Genomic DNA, 15784 nt, shown 5'->3' on the forward strand with positions numbered 1-15784 from the left:
CTAATCTACCTAAAATAGCTCCGTTTTTTGATCAACCTCATTTCCCAGATCAGACCAACTCTGTCCAAGTATATCGCTATAGAACTGATCCAGCCGGCCGTCTTCTGCACGCGCTCGCAAAGCATTTTCAAACTTCCGGTATAGATTTTCGCGCCCCGACGCATAAGCCAGATAATTTTTCTCAAATGCAACAGCTGGCTTTAAAACTTTAAGGTTGAGACCATTGTCCTTAATAATTTTTTCCGAGAAGATAATATCTTCAAGAAAAGTATCAACTTGCCCCCTTTCAACCATGGTAAAAGCATGTGGTACAACATCAGGATTATCGCCGTTAAAATAACCAACTTTTGAAACCTTCCAATAAGGGGCAAAGTTCCTTATTTTCTCAGGATATTCATAATCTAACGACTGTAAAACTTTCTTTCCCTTGAACTCTGACAAGCCAGTAATATGGTTTTTGGGATAGTCTTTTTTAACGACAGCACCGATTTGCCACGTTACCAATGATGTACGCCCCATAAGAACATCTGTCGTAAAACCAGTAACCATAAGAATGTCAATCTTGCCCTGAGAAACTTGCTTCATACACCTTTTAAAGGGCAAAAGGCGGAATTGAATTTCATATCCCGTTTCACGAGCAATTTCGTCTAAAAGCGTGACAACAACGCCGCCTGCTTCATACTCGGAATTTGCATAATAAAACGGTTCCCAACCATCGTAACAGGCTGTGATTTTTTTACTTTCCGCTTTTGTATAGTGTGGGAAGAGCCCCAGAAAAATAACAAGTCCAAAAATCAAAAACAACTTAACTTTGTTGAATAATACCATAATGTAAAAACACACAATTTTTCACTAAGATTCCATTAAATGTTCCCTTAGCATTTTATACCGGTATCGGTAAATAAACTACGTGCTTACGATTGCACCTTAGGCGTCCTCTTCAACCTCTTTCGGTTGCGCTGTTTCTTCTGCGGACTTTCTGGCTTTGAAGATCGGTTTCAACAGATAATCCAGAATAGATTTCTTACCCGTCAGTATTTCTACATCGGCGGTCATCCCCGGAATAATTTCCAGCTCTTTACCCTTACTGATGATTTTATTGTCATCAGTCCGCAGATAAATCCGGTAGAAACTTTCCCCTTCTTCGTCTTTGATGGTACTTGCCGATATGCGTTCCAGCTTGGCTTTCATGCCGCCATAAACAGAAAAATCATACGCAGAAACCTTAATCGTCGCATTCTGACCCTTTTGCAAAAACGCGCGGTCCGAAGGACGGATTTTAGCCTCGACAATCAATGTATCGTCCAATGGAACAATTTCGACGATATCTTCGCCGCCGCGGATAACACCACCAACGGTATTGCGTTTCAGTTCCTTGACAATACCATGAACGGGCGATTTCACATCCGTACGTCTGACGGTATCCGCCCCGGCTTCCATACTCTCGGTCACAGATTTCAACTCTGACCGTGCCCGGTTCAGTTCATCAGACAATTCAGCCTTGGTTGTCAGGATCATTTCATCGCGGCGTTGCTTTGATTCAAGAACCGCATCCCGTAACCGTGGCAGACTAACCCCAAGCGTTTTGATCTCCCCTTCCAAATCCACGATTTCCCGGTTCAGACGAATAAGTTGTAGGCGAGGCAAAACCCCTTTATCCACCAAAGGCTTGGTGATGTTACGTTCTTGTTGGGCAAGACCAAGCGAGTTCCTCAGCTGCCCTATCCGGCTATTTGCCTCGGAAATTTCTTGTTCCCGTTGCCGTGTCTGGTTTTCAATCACCTGTATTTGCGAAGACTGTTGATTACTTCGCGCAGTATAAAGCGACATCTGATCATCAACTTCATCGGCTGATGTTTCCATTTGTTCGGCGGTATATTCCAACGGCGTATCATTCAGTTCAGCCATCATTCGTATAACCGAAATAGAAAGTATTCTCCGCTGGCCTTCCAGATCATCCGCACTTGCCTGAGCTGACGAGTTATTAATCCGAACCAGAATAGCCCCCTTTTCGACAGTATCGCCTTCCTTCACCAGGATTTCAGAAATAATTCCGCCTTCAAGATTCTGAATAATCTGTGTCTTTTGGGCTGGCGTAAAATTACCTTCGCCCCGGGTGACTTCATCCAGTTCGGTTAGGGATGCCCAGATAAACAAAGTCGTAAAAAAGAAAAAGGAGAGAAACGTTACGACATAGGCAGCCTTACGGCCCTTGCGAAGCTCGGCAGATTGTAAATCTGACATAAAGAGCAGATCTTCCTCTGTTCTGGACATGGAAGACATAATCGTCTCTCCCTTCAGTCATCTAACTTTATTAAGAGGATCTGCCACAATATTTAAAGAGCGCAGTGCGTATTAGTGGGCGTATTCCTGACGCCAAGATATAATGTCTGAGATTATACTCGTTTTGCCGGAATGGCGAGACAATAATATAAATCAAACAGATAACTATTAATAATAAGATAACAAGCGCAACATTAATTATAGATCAGAGCGACAAAAACAACCTCCGATCATGAGAATTTATTCCCGTCCCGCACGCCACTCTTTCCAACGTAAATAAGCATTGGCACCAATTGTCGAAATGGGTCGCGGCGGAAGTTTCTGAGGCCTAGCTTCGCTTCCAAAAGCTTGTGTAATTTCACTGGCGTGGCCGCTGGCGAGTTCTGCGGCCCCAATACCAGTCATAGTTCCTCGAGCAGTACCAAGACCGTTTTGGCAGCAGGCAGAAAAGATATTTTGTTCAATCTCGCGCATGACCGACACATTATTTTTGCTCAAGCAAAGATGTCCTGCCCAGCTGTACTGCATCTTCATACCAGCAAGCGTAGGGAAACGGGCATTGAATTTTTCCTGCTGCACACTTAAAGCACGGGAAAGCCCTGCTTTTGATGCTTTCATCTCGGGCAAAAAGCTCGCACACGTCCGAGTAATAATTCGGTTCCCTCCCAGCGCCGTATCAATCCGGCGTACCGTTGTCCCCATGGGGTCAGATGGCGTTATGCCCCAACGAGAGAGTCCCCCTAGTGACTTAATATCCTCCCCACCCAGTTCTGGTGTCATTGAGGCATAGAGAAAGATATGCATCAATCGCCCGCGCATAAAACCAAAGCTTTCGAGATGCCCGTTGTTAGCGATAACAATCCGGGGTGTTGTTACTGTTCCTTTTGGTGTTGTCAGTTTCCAATCCTTACCCACTTTAGAAAAGCTGATCACCGGCGTGTTTTCAAATATTCTGGAGCAACGTTTTAAGCCATCAGCCAGTCCTTGAATGTACCCAGCAGGCTGTAACATTGCTGTGCCTGGTGTATAAAGCCCGGACAGATAATAGCGACTACCCGTAAGCTCTGCCATCTCCTGCGCATCCAGTATTTGAGAAGGCTCTCCCAAACGTTCTAGGTGCGTTGCATAGTCCAAATTATGCAACACACCTGATGAACTGGCCGCTCCATTTACCTTCCCCGCCAAGTCGAAATAAGCTGGATTGATATTGTACTCTTCGACAGCCTCTTTTGCGAAATTAATTGCCATTCGGTTAAGGCTAATCATCTTCAAATCGCTGCTTTGTGTCTGTCCAGCATAATCATCGGATGATAAATCGTGGGGTAGATCAATCATAAAGCCCGAATTACGGCCAGAAGCCCCTTCGGCAATTTCCCCAGCCTCTAGGACAACAATCTTAGCACCAGGATTTAACTGGGTTAAGCGTCGTGTCGCAGAAAGTCCGGCAAAACCAGCGCCAATTACGGCAAAATCAGCCGTAATGTCTTGCGTTAAAGGCGCAGCAGACTGACGTGGTGGCAATATGTCCCGCCACGCAGCCTTCCCTCTATGTTTGGGGAGTTGCTTCGCCTGATAAGCTTTCATAATCACCTTATCTTACTCGCACGTCATGTTCTTAGCTAATCCACCACGTCATCATTATCATCAGCCAAGTCAAGCCAAATGGTTTTAAGCTGCGTATATTGATCATGTGCATGAAGCGAATTGTCTCTGCCACCAAATCCTGATTGTTTGTAACCGCCAAAGGGCGTTGCGATATCTCCCTCACCATAACAGTTAACTGTTACGGTCCCTGCCCGAATGGCACTTGCTCCGCGAAGGGCACGCTTGGCATTTGCCGTAAAGATTGATGCCGCAAGACCATAATCCGTATCATTGGCAAGCTTTATAGCCTCATCAAAGCTTGAAACGCTTATTACCGATAAAACAGGGCCAAAAATTTCCTCCCGTGCCAGTACATCATCGTGATCTTTAAGATTAATAACTGTTGGCTCAACAAACATACCCTCATGACTTTTCCCGCCAAGATAAATAGCTTCTGATTGAGCCTTTTCAAGATATCCACACACCTTATTAAAATGTGCCTTTGAGATCAAAGACCCTATACGAGTTTCAGGGTCAAGAGGATCGCCTACATTCCAATGACGTGCATGAATTGCGACCCGGGAAAGCAATTCTTCTTTTACATCACGGTGAACAATCAACCGTGATATAGCCGAACAATTTTCACCCATATTACAAAAAGCACCGTTAACGACATGCTCTGCGATCCTATCCAGATTTTCTGCATCATCCATCACAATACAAGGGTTCTTCCCCCCCATTTCCAGAACGACTTCTTTCACATTTGATTCAGCAGAATAAGTCAGAAAACGTTTACCTGTCTGTGTTGATCCAGTGAACGAGATCATATCAACATCCATATGTCGCCCTAACGGCTCACCAACCTCCAGACCACTACCGGGAACAATGTTCAACACCCCCTTTGGTAAACCGGCAGATGTTGCCAATTCAGCAAGATAAAGTGCTGTCAGTGTTGTTTCTTCGGCAGGCTTAACAACAACAGAACAACCCGCAGCTAACGCAGGGCCAATTTTCCAGGCGAGCATCAGAAGCGGAAAATTCCATGGCAACACCAAACCAACAACCCCGATAGGTTCACGAACCACCATGGCAAGATGATCATCTGATGCAGGGGCCACCTGATCATATATCTTATCGATTGCTTCAGCGTGCCATTTAATACACTGCACGGTTTCCGGAATATCAACTGTTTCACAGTCATAGATACTTTTCCCACTATCCAGACTTTCCATCACAGCGAGTTCACGCGCATTTCTGGATAAGAGGATGGACAAACGGATCAGGATTTCCTTGCGATCCGATGGTGACATTCGAGACCATCTGCCGTCGTCAAATGCTTCACGTGCTTTCGAGACAGCAAAATCAACATCCTCTTTATCACAAGCAGAAACTTCACCTAAAAACTCGCCCGTCGCCGGGTTTATTGTCTGAAATCTATTTCCAGAAATAGCCGGCCTAAATCCACCATCGATATAAGCATTACACGGCAAAGTCAGGTTTGAAGCGATTGATTTATACTCTTCTGTCGTTAACAGGTTCATGGATTAGTCCTCTGCCTGAATTTTTGCGATAGTTATTTTCAGCACCTGAATAACCTTTTCCAAGGTGCGCTTATCATCCTTGTTCAATCCCTTAAGGGGGGGACGCATCGGCCCAGAATCAATCCCGTCAAGGGTTACGCCGTGCTTTACACATTGAATAAATTTACCGCCCTGCTCCAGAACCCGCATCAGCGGCATCATGGCGGACATAATGCGCCGCCCTTTATCAAAATTCCCTTCCACAGCGCAGGCCTGATACAGTGCAATATGTTCATCCGGTAGGAAATTTGACCCCGCACAAACCCAGCTTCTTGATCCCCAAGCGAAAAATTCCAGTGCCTGATCATCCATACCGCACGCCATTTGTATATGCGGATAGTCACGCGCCAGCAGGTGTACACGGTTAATATCACCAGAACTTTCTTTGATCGCGCAAACATTCCGAGATCGTCCAACACGGTCAAGGAACTCTTCCCCCATATGGACACCCATTCGTCCCGGATAATTATAGAGCATGATCGGCAGGTCAGCGACCTTATCTATCGCAAGAACATTGAGTGCATTCTCACGCTCTGTAGGAACGGAATAGGGCGGCGTCGCAACTAAAATAGCATCAGCCCCCATTTCTTTAGCCCCTGATGCAAGAGCAATAGAGTCTGGTGTCATCATGGCACCCGTTCCCACAATTAAAGGTAAGCGCCCCTTTATTTGCTTTTTGGTAAAGCGTGCAATTTCAAGTCGTTCATTGACATCTTGCGCATAGTTCTCACCGGTTGATCCACCTGAGATAAGCCCATGCACACCCTTCGCAATCAAGTTTTCGATAACCTCAGACATGGCATCATAATTCACACGTCCGTCCGGATAGAGAGGCGTTACGAGTGGTGTGTATATACCCTCAAACTGCATAATCGGGGTCATTGCATCCTCACATGTATTTTAAGAAAATGTGCCAAGTGGTATATCTAACTGACCAGGCATCACAAAAAGTTCTATTTGATGGCGAGAAAGGTTCCAGTGATCAGTCGCCAGCTCAGCTGCAGAGGCTTCGTCTCTGTTTTCAATCGCGGAAATAATAGCGTCGTGCTGATCACTAGCCGCCGTCAGGTTCTCAACCATTTTATGATCTTGCGGTCGATAAAAGGTCATCCCAATGCGGGCATGGTCAATCAACAAACGATTAAAGCTCGGCTTGAGGTATATGTTATCAGCCATTTCACCGGTAATCTCGTGAAAGCGGTTATTAGACAAAGCCCTGTCAGCACTTGATCCGCTGCGCAAGGCCTCTCGGAACTGTTCCTGTGCCCCTTTTAATTTTTCAATTTGATCTGCTAAGGCATTACGGGCTGCCAAGCGCATCACAGCACTATAAATCATCGGTGCGGCAAGAAAAAAATCCCGCAATGTCATATGACTCATATCAGATATTTTTGTTCCACGATTTTCGCGTAACTCCACAAAACCTTCGCCAGCGAGTTCACGGAAAACTTCACGAAGCGGTGTTCTTGAAAGCGAGAATTCCTCAGAAAGCTGTACCTCATCCAAATCAGATCCCGGCTTTCTCACGAGGGTCAATATTTCTCGCTTGAGAACGTTTGACATCGTTCGTTTCCGGTTTTTGGCATCATCTTTCATCTGGTACACTCATTTCGCAATACACCTGTTCTTTCGTGTCAGCTATTAATTCAACCACCTTTATACATTAAAAATACAATTTGTATACAATTATAATTTTCACATCAAATGAGTCAGATAAGTAGCTGATAAATTTAATATTTAAATATCATATTATTTTTTGCTTCTCGAGAGATCGAGAACATATTGCGCTCAATCGTCAACTAGACTGTGACTGACGAGCTCACAATTAAAATTCACAACAAATGAACACTATTAATTTAAAGCACTAATCAACTTCAAAAGAATATTCATTCGCTCTGGAATATAAACACCCAGTAATCATTAGACGAAGTCAAGAAAGCAACCTATCAATCCGCAGTCTCAATCCTTAAACATCGCTTTGAGTTTTTCCAGATCTAAATATATCTCTTCATCAAAATGATTTTAAATCAAAACAGTAGATTAGAGAGTGGCTTTTTGTGAACACTCGCCAATCCCAATAAACTCTATTTCTTACTCTATAACTGCTCCCCCAGCGAAGCCGCGAAGAAATCTTCCGGATCATCAATTTCCGTAAGCTGTTTATTATAGATAAGCCAGTATCTGGTGCCCGTGTTGCGCACAAAGGCTCGGTCATGACTGACAAGAAGGCAGCTGGCGTTATGGGCTTGGAGCTCTTCTTCCAATGCTTCCTGTCCTTCGATATCCAGATGGTTTGTTGGTTCATCCAACAGATAAAAATTCGGATTACGAAGTCTTAGATCCAGCATCGCCAAGCGTGATTTTTGTCCACCGGATAACGCCCCGATGGGCTTGCTCTGCATATCCAGATTAATGCCAGCCCCCGCCAGTAAAGCAATCGCACGCTGGTCCCCCACATCGAAACGTTCTGTAATAACCTCTTGCGGTGTTGCTTTGTCATCCAGTTGGGACAATGCCTGATCGGAATAGCCCATGACCACGGTTGGTGTGGATTTGATCGTCGGATGTTCCCCCAGAACGGCCTGTTGTACCATGCGGATCAATTGGGTTTTCCCGGTTCCGTTTCGACCAAGTAAAACAATACGGTCCCCGCGCTTGATCCAAAGTGGCGGGTTCTTGAACAAAACCTTGCCATCAGGGGCTGTGACTTCCCCCTCTTCCAATGTGATCAAAGCCTTGGCGTGGGTATCAGAATTGACAAGCTTGATCGCCCCGGCAGATTTATCTTTATAAGCCGCTTGAGATTGCTGTTCGATCTTGTCCGCACGTTCTTTGAGCTGTTTAGTCTTGGTGATCAGCAGATCACTACCCGAATTTACCCCGATATTCTTGAGCTTCGCAGCCTGACGCCTTAGCTGTTGTGCCTTGCGGCTATCATTTTCGAACTGACGTTCTTTCGCCGCATCACTTTCATCCAACGCTGATCGAGCCTGACTATAGGAAAGCGCAAAGCTTTGTGATTGATCTTCTCGCAGGAAAAGCGTTCGGTTGGTTACCGCATCCAGAAAAGCACGGTCATGACTGGCAATCAGCACAGGTGTATCCCGCGCCACAGTGCCTAGCCAGTTCTGAAGAAAACCGATACGTGAAAGGTCAAGATGGTTGGTTGGTTCATCCATTAACAACAGATCAGGTTCCCCCACCCATACGCGGGCAAGCAGCATCACACGTTGCCAGCCACCAGACAGTTCGCCAACCAGACGACTGTGCAATTCGATAGGAACCGCCAGATCATCCAGCACAACATCCACACGCCAGCTTTCATATTCTGCCTGTTCTGTCGGCAATACCGAAAGCACCGCATCATACAGGGTTTGTGTCATGAGTTCTTCGGGAACATTTTGTTCCACGTACCCGACCTTTAGCCCCCGTGCGCGGGTGATATCCCCCTCGGTCGGCTCTAATCCGCCCGCAAGGCAGCTCAACAGCGTGGATTTTCCACGTCCATTGGCAGCAACCAAGCCAATATGATCACCCTTGTTGATGGAAAAATTCAGGTTTGTGAAAAGCGGCATACCAAGGGTAATGCCCAGATCTTTGGCATTTAAAAGTGTCATAACGGTCTCGAGAAGCGCAACAGAATCAAATTTGTAGCACTACCTTTACCCTAAACCCTTTATCAGGGAACCCTTTGCCCGTGAGATAGCCTATAAAAGACTGGGAGAGGTAGAATTATCTAACGAGAATGCAACCTTCCCTTCAAGGTTTCAAGTCTTTTATATCCTCTACAGTCTAAGCCGTGCCCTGTTTGATTTTCAGTCGTTCCCAAACCAGTGATGCCACCGCGATGTCTTCTGCGGCAATGCCGGTAAGGTCGGCGATGGTAATATCATCAGCATTTAAGCGTCCCGGCTGTTCACCCGCCAGAACCAGCCCCAGTGAAACAGCGCGATCTTGCGAGATTAAACCACCACGAACTGCATGGCCCAGATCACCGTGATGGACACATTGCGCAAGGTCATCGACCATTATAGCCGCAGCTTGTTCGAACAATACCGCATCCAGTTCCTGTTTTCCCGGATTATCCGCCCCCATAGCAACGATATGCGTGCCCGGTTGCACATCACCTTTCAGCACCAATGCTGTTGGCGATGGAGTTGTCGTAATGACAAGATTACATTGACCGAGTAGTTCTTTGACTTCTGATGCAGAACTTACGTCATATCCCTGCGCTGTCATGTCAGTGACATACTTTGTCGCCTGTTCGGGATTGCGCCCATAAACCACGATTGACTTTAATCCTAAAAGGCGACAAGTCCAATGTGCCTGTAGCCGTGCTTGTTCCCCTGTACCAATAATCCCGACTGCGCTCACCTTATCCGGGGCGCCAGCTTGTGCCGCCAAAGCCCCCGCCGCAGCGGTGCGAATATCCGTGAGCCACCCCTGATCATCCAAAACACAGACAGGTGCCCCCGTTTGTGCACTGAGGACCAGCATCATGCCACTGTTGGGGGACAGACCAAGGTTACCATTATTTCGAAAACCACTTGCGATTTTCACAACAAATGTATCCGCCCCTTTTTGGTGGCCGTATTTAATGTGACACTCTCCAACTGCCGGATTATCTAGCTCTAGAATACCCGGCGGCGGCGAGTTCACACCCCCTCGCCCATGTGAAATCAGGGCCGTTTTCACAGCCGAGAGGATATCATCCTCGCTCAGACACGCCTGAATTTCATCCAGCGTTATGATCGGCAATGTGTTCATGTGTTACTCTTGAGATAAGCGCGGAAAGCAGCGAGACCTTCATCGATATTTTTGCGCCCAAAGCCAATCCGAAAACGGTTCCAGGTCACGGGGAGCAGATCAGATTTATAAATCCGCGGCGGTAACAACAACACACCAGATTTATTGATCAAGTCTTCACAAAACTCATCCGTTGTTCCCTTACCTTTGTATGCTGGAAAGCCAACACAGCCTCCATCTGGCACTTGCCAATCAAACAGGTCAGGAAATTCATCAAAAAATGCTGTTAACTTGCCTGCGTTTTCTTTGACCAACTTGCGATTGGTCGCCAAGATCTGTTCCCGCGCGCGCAGAGCAATAATCGACAACCACTCGCTCGGCCCGGAATTACATATAGACAGATAGTGTTTGTAACATTCCAAACGTTTGAGAAGATCCCGGTCCTGACAGGCAATCCAGCCGATACGTAATCCTGGCAACCCATAGGCTTTTGACATCACATTTAACGACAGAGCCTTTTCATAGGCATCTGCTGCCTGTGGCAATCGCAAGCTCTCGTCCCGTTCAATCCCCCGATAGACTTCATCACTGAACAGATAAATTCCGTGAGCACGGCAAAGCTCTATCAAACGATCAAAAGAACTGCGTTTTAAAATCGCCCCTGTCGGATTGTTGGGAAAGTTAATAGAAATCAGTTTAGTATTGGGCCGAATTGCATCTTGCACAGCGTCCATATCCAGCGACCAGTTATCATCCGGATCGAGCGGAACACCCGTTACATCACAGATATCAAGAGGCAGTGTTTCTGCCGCCTGATAATTAGGCACCACAACAATCGCATGATCCCCGGGCTCCAACAGAACCCGCATGGCCACATAAACGCCTTCCTCTGCACCGGCAAAACACAAGATATCTTCCGACGCTAACCCGTCATAGGTGTTGGCAATTTCTTGCCGTAACAGGGGATGCCCAAAGGTTTCCGTATAACTTAACGAGAGATCATAAAACTTTTCGCGGTCTTCTTCGTTTGCCATTACCAAAAGTTCATTAATGGTCATGCTTTGAATATCAGACGCCGTCATATGGTATCTGGCTTTGAACTCCCAGTCAGAAAAGAAAGTTTCCAGTGAAAAATTACGCATTTCTTTTCTCTCCCTCTAATGGGTTAATCACATCACAAAATGTTTCGTAGCCGATGTTACGTCCACAGATCACAACCGCGATCTTCTTGCCTTGATAATCACTTCCGGTTTTAAGGGCCGCAGCAACGGCAACCCCGGCAGAACCCTCAACAATAAAGCGTTCATTCGCAGCGACATCACGCATAGCCTGTGCGATGTCGTCCTCACTCACCAACACATGACGATCAATAACTTTCTGACAGATAGGAAAGGTAATAGTGCCTTCTTCAACACCACCTGCGGATCCATCGGCAAGCGTGTCGGCTTCCCACGCGTCATAAATCTCGCCCTTTTCCAGACAGTGATGCATAGACGCCGCGTTTTCGGCCCAGCACCCAATAACATCCACATCGGGCAACCGTGATTTGAGATAGCTTCCCACGCCGGAAATAAGCCCTCCACCGCCGACACAGATGTAAACGGCGGCAAGGTCAGGACATTGTATAGCCAGCTCTAAACCGATTGTTCCTTGTCCGGCAATAACATCCAGATCAGCATAGGCTGAAACATAAGTGATACCCTGTTTCGTTGCTGCCGCTCTTGCCGTACGCTCGCTATCCACACAGGTGCCTTCGACCAAAACGGTCTTCGCCCCCATTCTGGTGATATTTCCATGCTTCAGGGGGGAAACTGAATTTGGTAAATAGATTGTGGCTTCGACATTCCCAACACTGGCGGCCTGTGCCGTTGCCATTCCATGGTTTCCTGTTGATGCTGTGGTTATACCCTTTGCCCGTTGTTCTTCTGACAAGGTCAGAACCTTGTTCATCGCCCCGCGCATTTTGAAGGACCCTGTACGTTGCAAATGCTCACCCTTAAGCAAAAAGGTTGCACCCGTTCGCTCACTAAAGGATGGCGCTTCGTCCAGTGGCGTTTCGCGTACACCGCCATCCACAGCCTTAATACGCTGATTGGCAGCCATAATTTCCTCGACCAGATTGCGATCATGTATGATCATGCCGATCCCCTTTGTTCTTTTAGATATTTGTAAACGGTGGCACGTCCAAGTCCTAAGCAGCGTGCAACATAGTTGGCTGATCCCTGCCCCTGAAAAGCCCCTTTGGTCTCTAACGCAATAACCAAATCACGCTTTTGACTTCGGCCAAGAGCTTGCAGACTAAGCCCGTTTTCCTTTAGCCAATCCTGAATAGAGATATTGATCCGCTCATGCCAATCATCACGGAACAGCGCGTCAACCTTTTCACTTTGTTTTCCATTATTCTCTTCGGGCTTACCTTCTTTTAGGCCTTCTTCCGGCGCCCCCAGCATCATGCCAAGAACTTGATGCATCCGGTTCATTTCAGACATGTCCAGGTTTATACAGATCATAGCTTCGGCCTGATCGTTACTATTTCTCATGACGACACTGATGGACTTAAGGATTTTACCGTCCCAATTCACCTTGCGGTATGGCCCGAGCACACGATCGCCTCCGGTAAATTCCACCTCGTCCATATGGGACGGTGACCCAATTTCACGGTTGGAATAGTTATTCGCCAGGTAAACAATCTCTTGTGTTTTCAGGTCGTGTATCACGACTTCAGCATGGGGATGCATTAATGCCGCAACCCCATCTGCCATCGATTTATAATTATTAAAATTTTCCATAAATAGACATATAGTCTATACTTAGAATATGAGTCCAGAAATAATTTTCTGTTCAATTTAATTCCCGGTCAATAAAAAATCATTCCGAGAACGAGGCCCGACGTTAAACTTTTAAGTTGTGTAACTTCAAAATAATAAATATACTAATGCATATATTGTTATGTGATTGCCTCATAATAACAATCCGTTGGTTCAACCTTCGGCTTCATCATTATTTTTTACTGCTGATCATCCCGATTGGCTGATGGCTGATGGAATTTTTACGTGCCAAATATTAACGATATTCCCACACGCAATACTACTATTGGTGTCAACATTCGCTATACCCGACTATTGAAAAATATGTCCGAAGATGATCTTGCACACAAAATCGGTGTCAAATCATCCTATATTCATCAATGTGAAACAGGACAAGTCGAAGTTCTCCCTCCCCTATTACAAGATATAGCCAATGTACTCGGGGTCAGCGTGTCCAGCATCGTCAACACGAAAAAACGTGCTCCGGCTTGTAAAAAAAGCTATTTATCCAAAGCCTTGGAAGCCATAAATCATCTAGAGAATTTTATTGAAGGCCAACAAAGCAAGGCAGTCTAAGTTCCAAAGCGTCACATCAGCTAGAACCAGCGTTCAAACGACCTTGCTGATTGGCGCCCAAATTATTCTGGTCAAATTTAAACTAATCAAAATTATGCGGATCTATTCAGCCACTTTTTTCTCAAGCTGTTTAACAATGGCACCTGTAAAAGTTGTCACGCCTTCTTTTTTTGCAATTTTCTTGTGGTGCGCAAATAAAGTATTCACCGAAATGCCCAGTGTTTCAGCCATGGCGGCGTTGGATAATTCCGGATGATTAATCTGTAACTTCAGAATTTTTTGCTGTATTGGCGACAGGGTAATATTGTCTCGGCTTAGTTGTCGCAACGAAGCATGTCCGGGGTAAAGCTGTTGATCCAGCTTCTCCGCCGCCAAAGCCAATAGCCCGGCATACTTGCGGTACAAGCTTTCAACCGGCCCCTCTGTTGTCAGGATCAAGGCTGATTTTAAGTTATAACGGCCGGAAAAAATAACAACACCATCGTCCATTCCAAAAAACGACCATAAGTTTTCGGCAATCACAGCCTGTTCCGGGTCTATAGAAATAGTATCCCGTGCCTCGGCAAAGGTATAACTTCTGCACCACTGGTGAATAGCCTTGGCGACCGGACAAAAACGGTAAATTTGTGCAGCGTAATAGTGTTCTTGAAACCCCTCGGCGAGATGACCTTCCCAGTTATCCATCGTATCCGGGTACCAACGTTGAAAGAACAGACCATTGAACCCTAGACCAATAATCAGGTCTTTGGTCTCTCCAGGCGTTTCCGCCTGGAGAATATCTTGGGCAAATTTCAACTCTTTCACACTTACGCTTATCCTTATGCCTGATATCGTTGTGCCTGACATTCTTGTGCCTGGGCAAAAACATCGGGAAAAGCACGAACAGCCTGTCGCAACGTAACTTCTTGGTCCATGGTATCTTCGTTTTTCCTGCCCGCCAAAGACAATTTAATCGGAACATATTCATGACCGCGATAATTCAACGGCTTTTCCCCTGTCGGCTTAAAACCATAAAGTTTCCAGAACCGCATCAACTTGGGATTTTCAACAATACCAATAACCGTTTTCAGGCCCAGTAGTTCCGTATATCGTTTAGCATTTAAGAGCAAAGAACGAAAAATCCAGGGATTTTTCTCTCGTGCATTTTGCTCAACAGCCAATCGCTCCCAAATTGCTGTTCCTCCTTCATCCATAGAAATAATGCGAATGCGCATTGTCCCACAAACAGCCCCGTTCCATTTGGCAATCAGATGAACAGAACAAAGATCATTGCCATCAAACTGCTCTTCTTCGGGTTCACCACCTTCATCCATAAAAACTTTCCGCCTGATGGCATAGGCCAGTTCCAATTCATCAAGACCTTTAACAATAGCGACATCAATAACAGACTTGGTCATCATTTTATCCTAACGTTTAAAGTGAACAAACACTCGCTAGAATAAATGCTGAAATTATTTTTCTCTCGCTAAAGATGTTTAATCAGATATTCAAACTTCACAAAGCAAGATTATTCTCCCCTGAAAATTCCTCGCTTTTAAGTTAGTCCTTTTCCACCAAGGGAGACGGTACATGAAAAAATCACGTTTCAGCAAAGAACAGATTATCGGTATTTTGAAATCTTACTAGGCAGATATGTCAGCCCGAGATCTTTGCAGACAGGACTGTATAAGCAATGCCACATTTTACAACTGGCGTTCAGATGACACACAGCTGCGTAAGCGACTAGCAGAGCTGTCATCAGAGCGCAGGCGATTTGGGTACCGTCGTCTCCACCTTCTGCTTAAACGAGAAGGTTGGGTACTGAATTGGAATAAGATTTATCGTTTATACAAGGAGGAGAAGTTGACCGTACGCAAGCGTGGTGGCAGGAAGCGAGCCTTGAGACCTGGGAACGAGAGCCCTAATAAAGATCCTGCAAGGGTGCAACCAGCGTTGAATTCTGGACTTCGTATCAGACATTTTGGTCGATTGCAGAGTCCCATGTTTACCCTTGCATGGTGATCAGAGAAACGGAACCGAGATAAGATCTGTTTACGAGCTATCGTCATGCTGGGGAATTGGTAGAAATGCAGGGAATGGATTACAATACTCAAAGGCCCCAAATATAAACCCCATTAACTTATAAATGAGTACATATTGGGGGAACAGGTCACAAAAGACCAAAAATCAGAGTTACAAGAAGGTGACATACTCTGCCTGATCAAGAGA

General features: G+C 45.8%; 14 protein-coding genes and 1 pseudogene. 2 read left to right on the forward strand and 13 right to left on the reverse strand.

Features of this window, described 5'->3' with window-relative positions:
- Positions 1–9: 9 nt before the first annotated feature.
- The 11 genes from ACN0QW_RS12610 to ACN0QW_RS12660 all read right to left on the reverse strand — a co-directional run bounded on the left by ACN0QW_RS12610 (position 10) and on the right by ACN0QW_RS12660 (position 12982).
- Complete coding sequence (locus ACN0QW_RS12610; protein ID WP_417431983.1) at positions 10–828, reverse strand: substrate-binding periplasmic protein; 819 nt, start codon at positions 826–828, stop codon at positions 10–12.
- 99 nt (positions 829–927) lie between these two features.
- A complete protein-coding gene (locus ACN0QW_RS12615) occupies positions 928–2283 on the reverse strand; it encodes an HlyD family type I secretion periplasmic adaptor subunit (protein ID WP_417431984.1) in 1356 nt (451 codons plus the stop codon).
- Positions 2284–2523: 240 nt separating this feature from the next.
- Positions 2524–3867: an NAD(P)/FAD-dependent oxidoreductase gene (locus ACN0QW_RS12620; RefSeq protein WP_417431985.1), complete on the reverse strand. Its 1344-nt coding sequence runs from the start codon at positions 3865–3867 to the stop codon at positions 2524–2526.
- A 35-nt stretch (positions 3868–3902) separates the two neighbouring features.
- Positions 3903–5408 (reverse strand): aldehyde dehydrogenase, encoded by a 1506-nt coding sequence (locus ACN0QW_RS12625; RefSeq protein ID WP_417431986.1) that lies wholly within the window; start codon positions 5406–5408, stop codon positions 3903–3905.
- A gap of 3 nt (positions 5409–5411) precedes the next feature.
- The gene (locus ACN0QW_RS12630) at positions 5412–6329 is read right to left on the reverse strand and encodes a dihydrodipicolinate synthase family protein (protein ID WP_299380468.1); all 918 of its coding nucleotides are present in this window, start codon (positions 6327–6329) and stop codon (positions 5412–5414) included.
- An 18-nt stretch (positions 6330–6347) separates the two neighbouring features.
- Complete coding sequence (locus ACN0QW_RS12635) at positions 6348–7010, reverse strand: GntR family transcriptional regulator (RefSeq protein WP_417431987.1); 663 nt, start codon at positions 7008–7010, stop codon at positions 6348–6350.
- 533 nt (positions 7011–7543) lie between these two features.
- Positions 7544–9064, reverse strand: a complete 1521-nt coding sequence (locus tag ACN0QW_RS12640) for an ABC-F family ATP-binding cassette domain-containing protein (protein ID WP_417431988.1) — start codon at positions 9062–9064, stop codon at positions 7544–7546.
- 175 nt (positions 9065–9239) lie between these two features.
- A complete protein-coding gene (locus ACN0QW_RS12645; RefSeq protein WP_417431989.1) occupies positions 9240–10214 on the reverse strand; it encodes a hypothetical protein in 975 nt (324 codons plus the stop codon).
- A complete protein-coding gene (locus tag ACN0QW_RS12650) occupies positions 10211–11335 on the reverse strand; it encodes an aminotransferase class I/II-fold pyridoxal phosphate-dependent enzyme (protein WP_417431990.1) in 1125 nt (374 codons plus the stop codon). Before ACN0QW_RS12650 ends, ACN0QW_RS12645 begins: the two co-directional genes overlap by 4 nt.
- Entirely contained in the window at positions 11328–12332 is a 1005-nt protein-coding gene (locus ACN0QW_RS12655; RefSeq protein WP_417431991.1) for a threonine/serine dehydratase, read from the reverse strand. Before ACN0QW_RS12655 ends, ACN0QW_RS12650 begins: the two co-directional genes overlap by 8 nt.
- Entirely contained in the window at positions 12329–12982 is a 654-nt protein-coding gene (locus ACN0QW_RS12660) for a helix-turn-helix transcriptional regulator (RefSeq protein WP_417431992.1), read from the reverse strand. The genes ACN0QW_RS12655 and ACN0QW_RS12660 overlap by 4 nt, the downstream gene beginning before the upstream one ends.
- Before the next feature lie 264 nt (positions 12983–13246).
- On the opposite strand from ACN0QW_RS12660, the gene ACN0QW_RS12665 reads away from it, so the two are divergent.
- Positions 13247–13576 carry a helix-turn-helix domain-containing protein gene (locus ACN0QW_RS12665; RefSeq protein WP_417431993.1) on the forward strand — a complete coding sequence of 110 codons (330 nt, stop codon included), beginning with the start codon at positions 13247–13249 and terminating at the stop codon, positions 13574–13576.
- Between the two features lie 102 nt (positions 13577–13678).
- Here ACN0QW_RS12665 and ACN0QW_RS12670 read toward each other — a convergent pair whose 3' ends face one another.
- Together ACN0QW_RS12670 and ACN0QW_RS12675 are read right to left on the reverse strand one after the other, a co-directional pair.
- Positions 13679–14380, reverse strand: coding sequence for a hypothetical protein (locus ACN0QW_RS12670; RefSeq protein ID WP_417431994.1), 702 nt, complete (start codon positions 14378–14380; stop codon positions 13679–13681).
- A 14-nt stretch (positions 14381–14394) separates the two neighbouring features.
- The gene (locus tag ACN0QW_RS12675) at positions 14395–14976 is read right to left on the reverse strand and encodes a hypothetical protein (protein WP_417431995.1); all 582 of its coding nucleotides are present in this window, start codon (positions 14974–14976) and stop codon (positions 14395–14397) included.
- A 169-nt stretch (positions 14977–15145) separates the two neighbouring features.
- Between ACN0QW_RS12675 and ACN0QW_RS12680 the strand changes: the two are divergent.
- Positions 15146–15509 (forward strand): annotated as a pseudogene (locus ACN0QW_RS12680) (transposase); the annotation flags it as partial.
- Between the last annotated feature and the right edge of the window lie 275 nt (positions 15510–15784).

It is taken from the genome of Kiloniella sp., from assembly GCF_048259265.1.
Lineage (GTDB): Bacteria > Pseudomonadota > Alphaproteobacteria > Kiloniellales > Kiloniellaceae > Kiloniella.

Excerpts from the sequence above, each read along its gene's own strand:
- ACN0QW_RS12610 (WP_417431983.1), bottom strand. The coding sequence starts at position 828 with ATGGTATTATTCAACAAAGTTAAGTTGTTTTTGATTTTTGGACTTGTT.
- ACN0QW_RS12615 (WP_417431984.1), bottom strand. The coding sequence starts at position 2,283 with ATGTCTTCCATGTCCAGAACAGAGGAAGATCTGCTCTTTATGTCAGAT.
- ACN0QW_RS12620 (WP_417431985.1), bottom strand. The coding sequence starts at position 3,867 with ATGAAAGCTTATCAGGCGAAGCAACTCCCCAAACATAGAGGGAAGGCT.
- ACN0QW_RS12625 (WP_417431986.1), bottom strand. The coding sequence starts at position 5,408 with ATGAACCTGTTAACGACAGAAGAGTATAAATCAATCGCTTCAAACCTG.
- ACN0QW_RS12630 (WP_299380468.1), bottom strand. The coding sequence starts at position 6,329 with ATGACCCCGATTATGCAGTTTGAGGGTATATACACACCACTCGTAACG.
- ACN0QW_RS12635 (WP_417431987.1), bottom strand. The coding sequence starts at position 7,010 with ATGTCAAACGTTCTCAAGCGAGAAATATTGACCCTCGTGAGAAAGCCG.
- ACN0QW_RS12640 (WP_417431988.1), bottom strand. The coding sequence starts at position 9,064 with ATGACACTTTTAAATGCCAAAGATCTGGGCATTACCCTTGGTATGCCG.
- ACN0QW_RS12645 (WP_417431989.1), bottom strand. The coding sequence starts at position 10,214 with ATGAACACATTGCCGATCATAACGCTGGATGAAATTCAGGCGTGTCTG.
- ACN0QW_RS12650 (WP_417431990.1), bottom strand. The coding sequence starts at position 11,335 with ATGCGTAATTTTTCACTGGAAACTTTCTTTTCTGACTGGGAGTTCAAA.
- ACN0QW_RS12655 (WP_417431991.1), bottom strand. The coding sequence starts at position 12,332 with ATGATCATACATGATCGCAATCTGGTCGAGGAAATTATGGCTGCCAAT.
- ACN0QW_RS12660 (WP_417431992.1), bottom strand. The coding sequence starts at position 12,982 with ATGGAAAATTTTAATAATTATAAATCGATGGCAGATGGGGTTGCGGCA.
- ACN0QW_RS12675 (WP_417431995.1), bottom strand. The coding sequence starts at position 14,976 with ATGATGACCAAGTCTGTTATTGATGTCGCTATTGTTAAAGGTCTTGAT.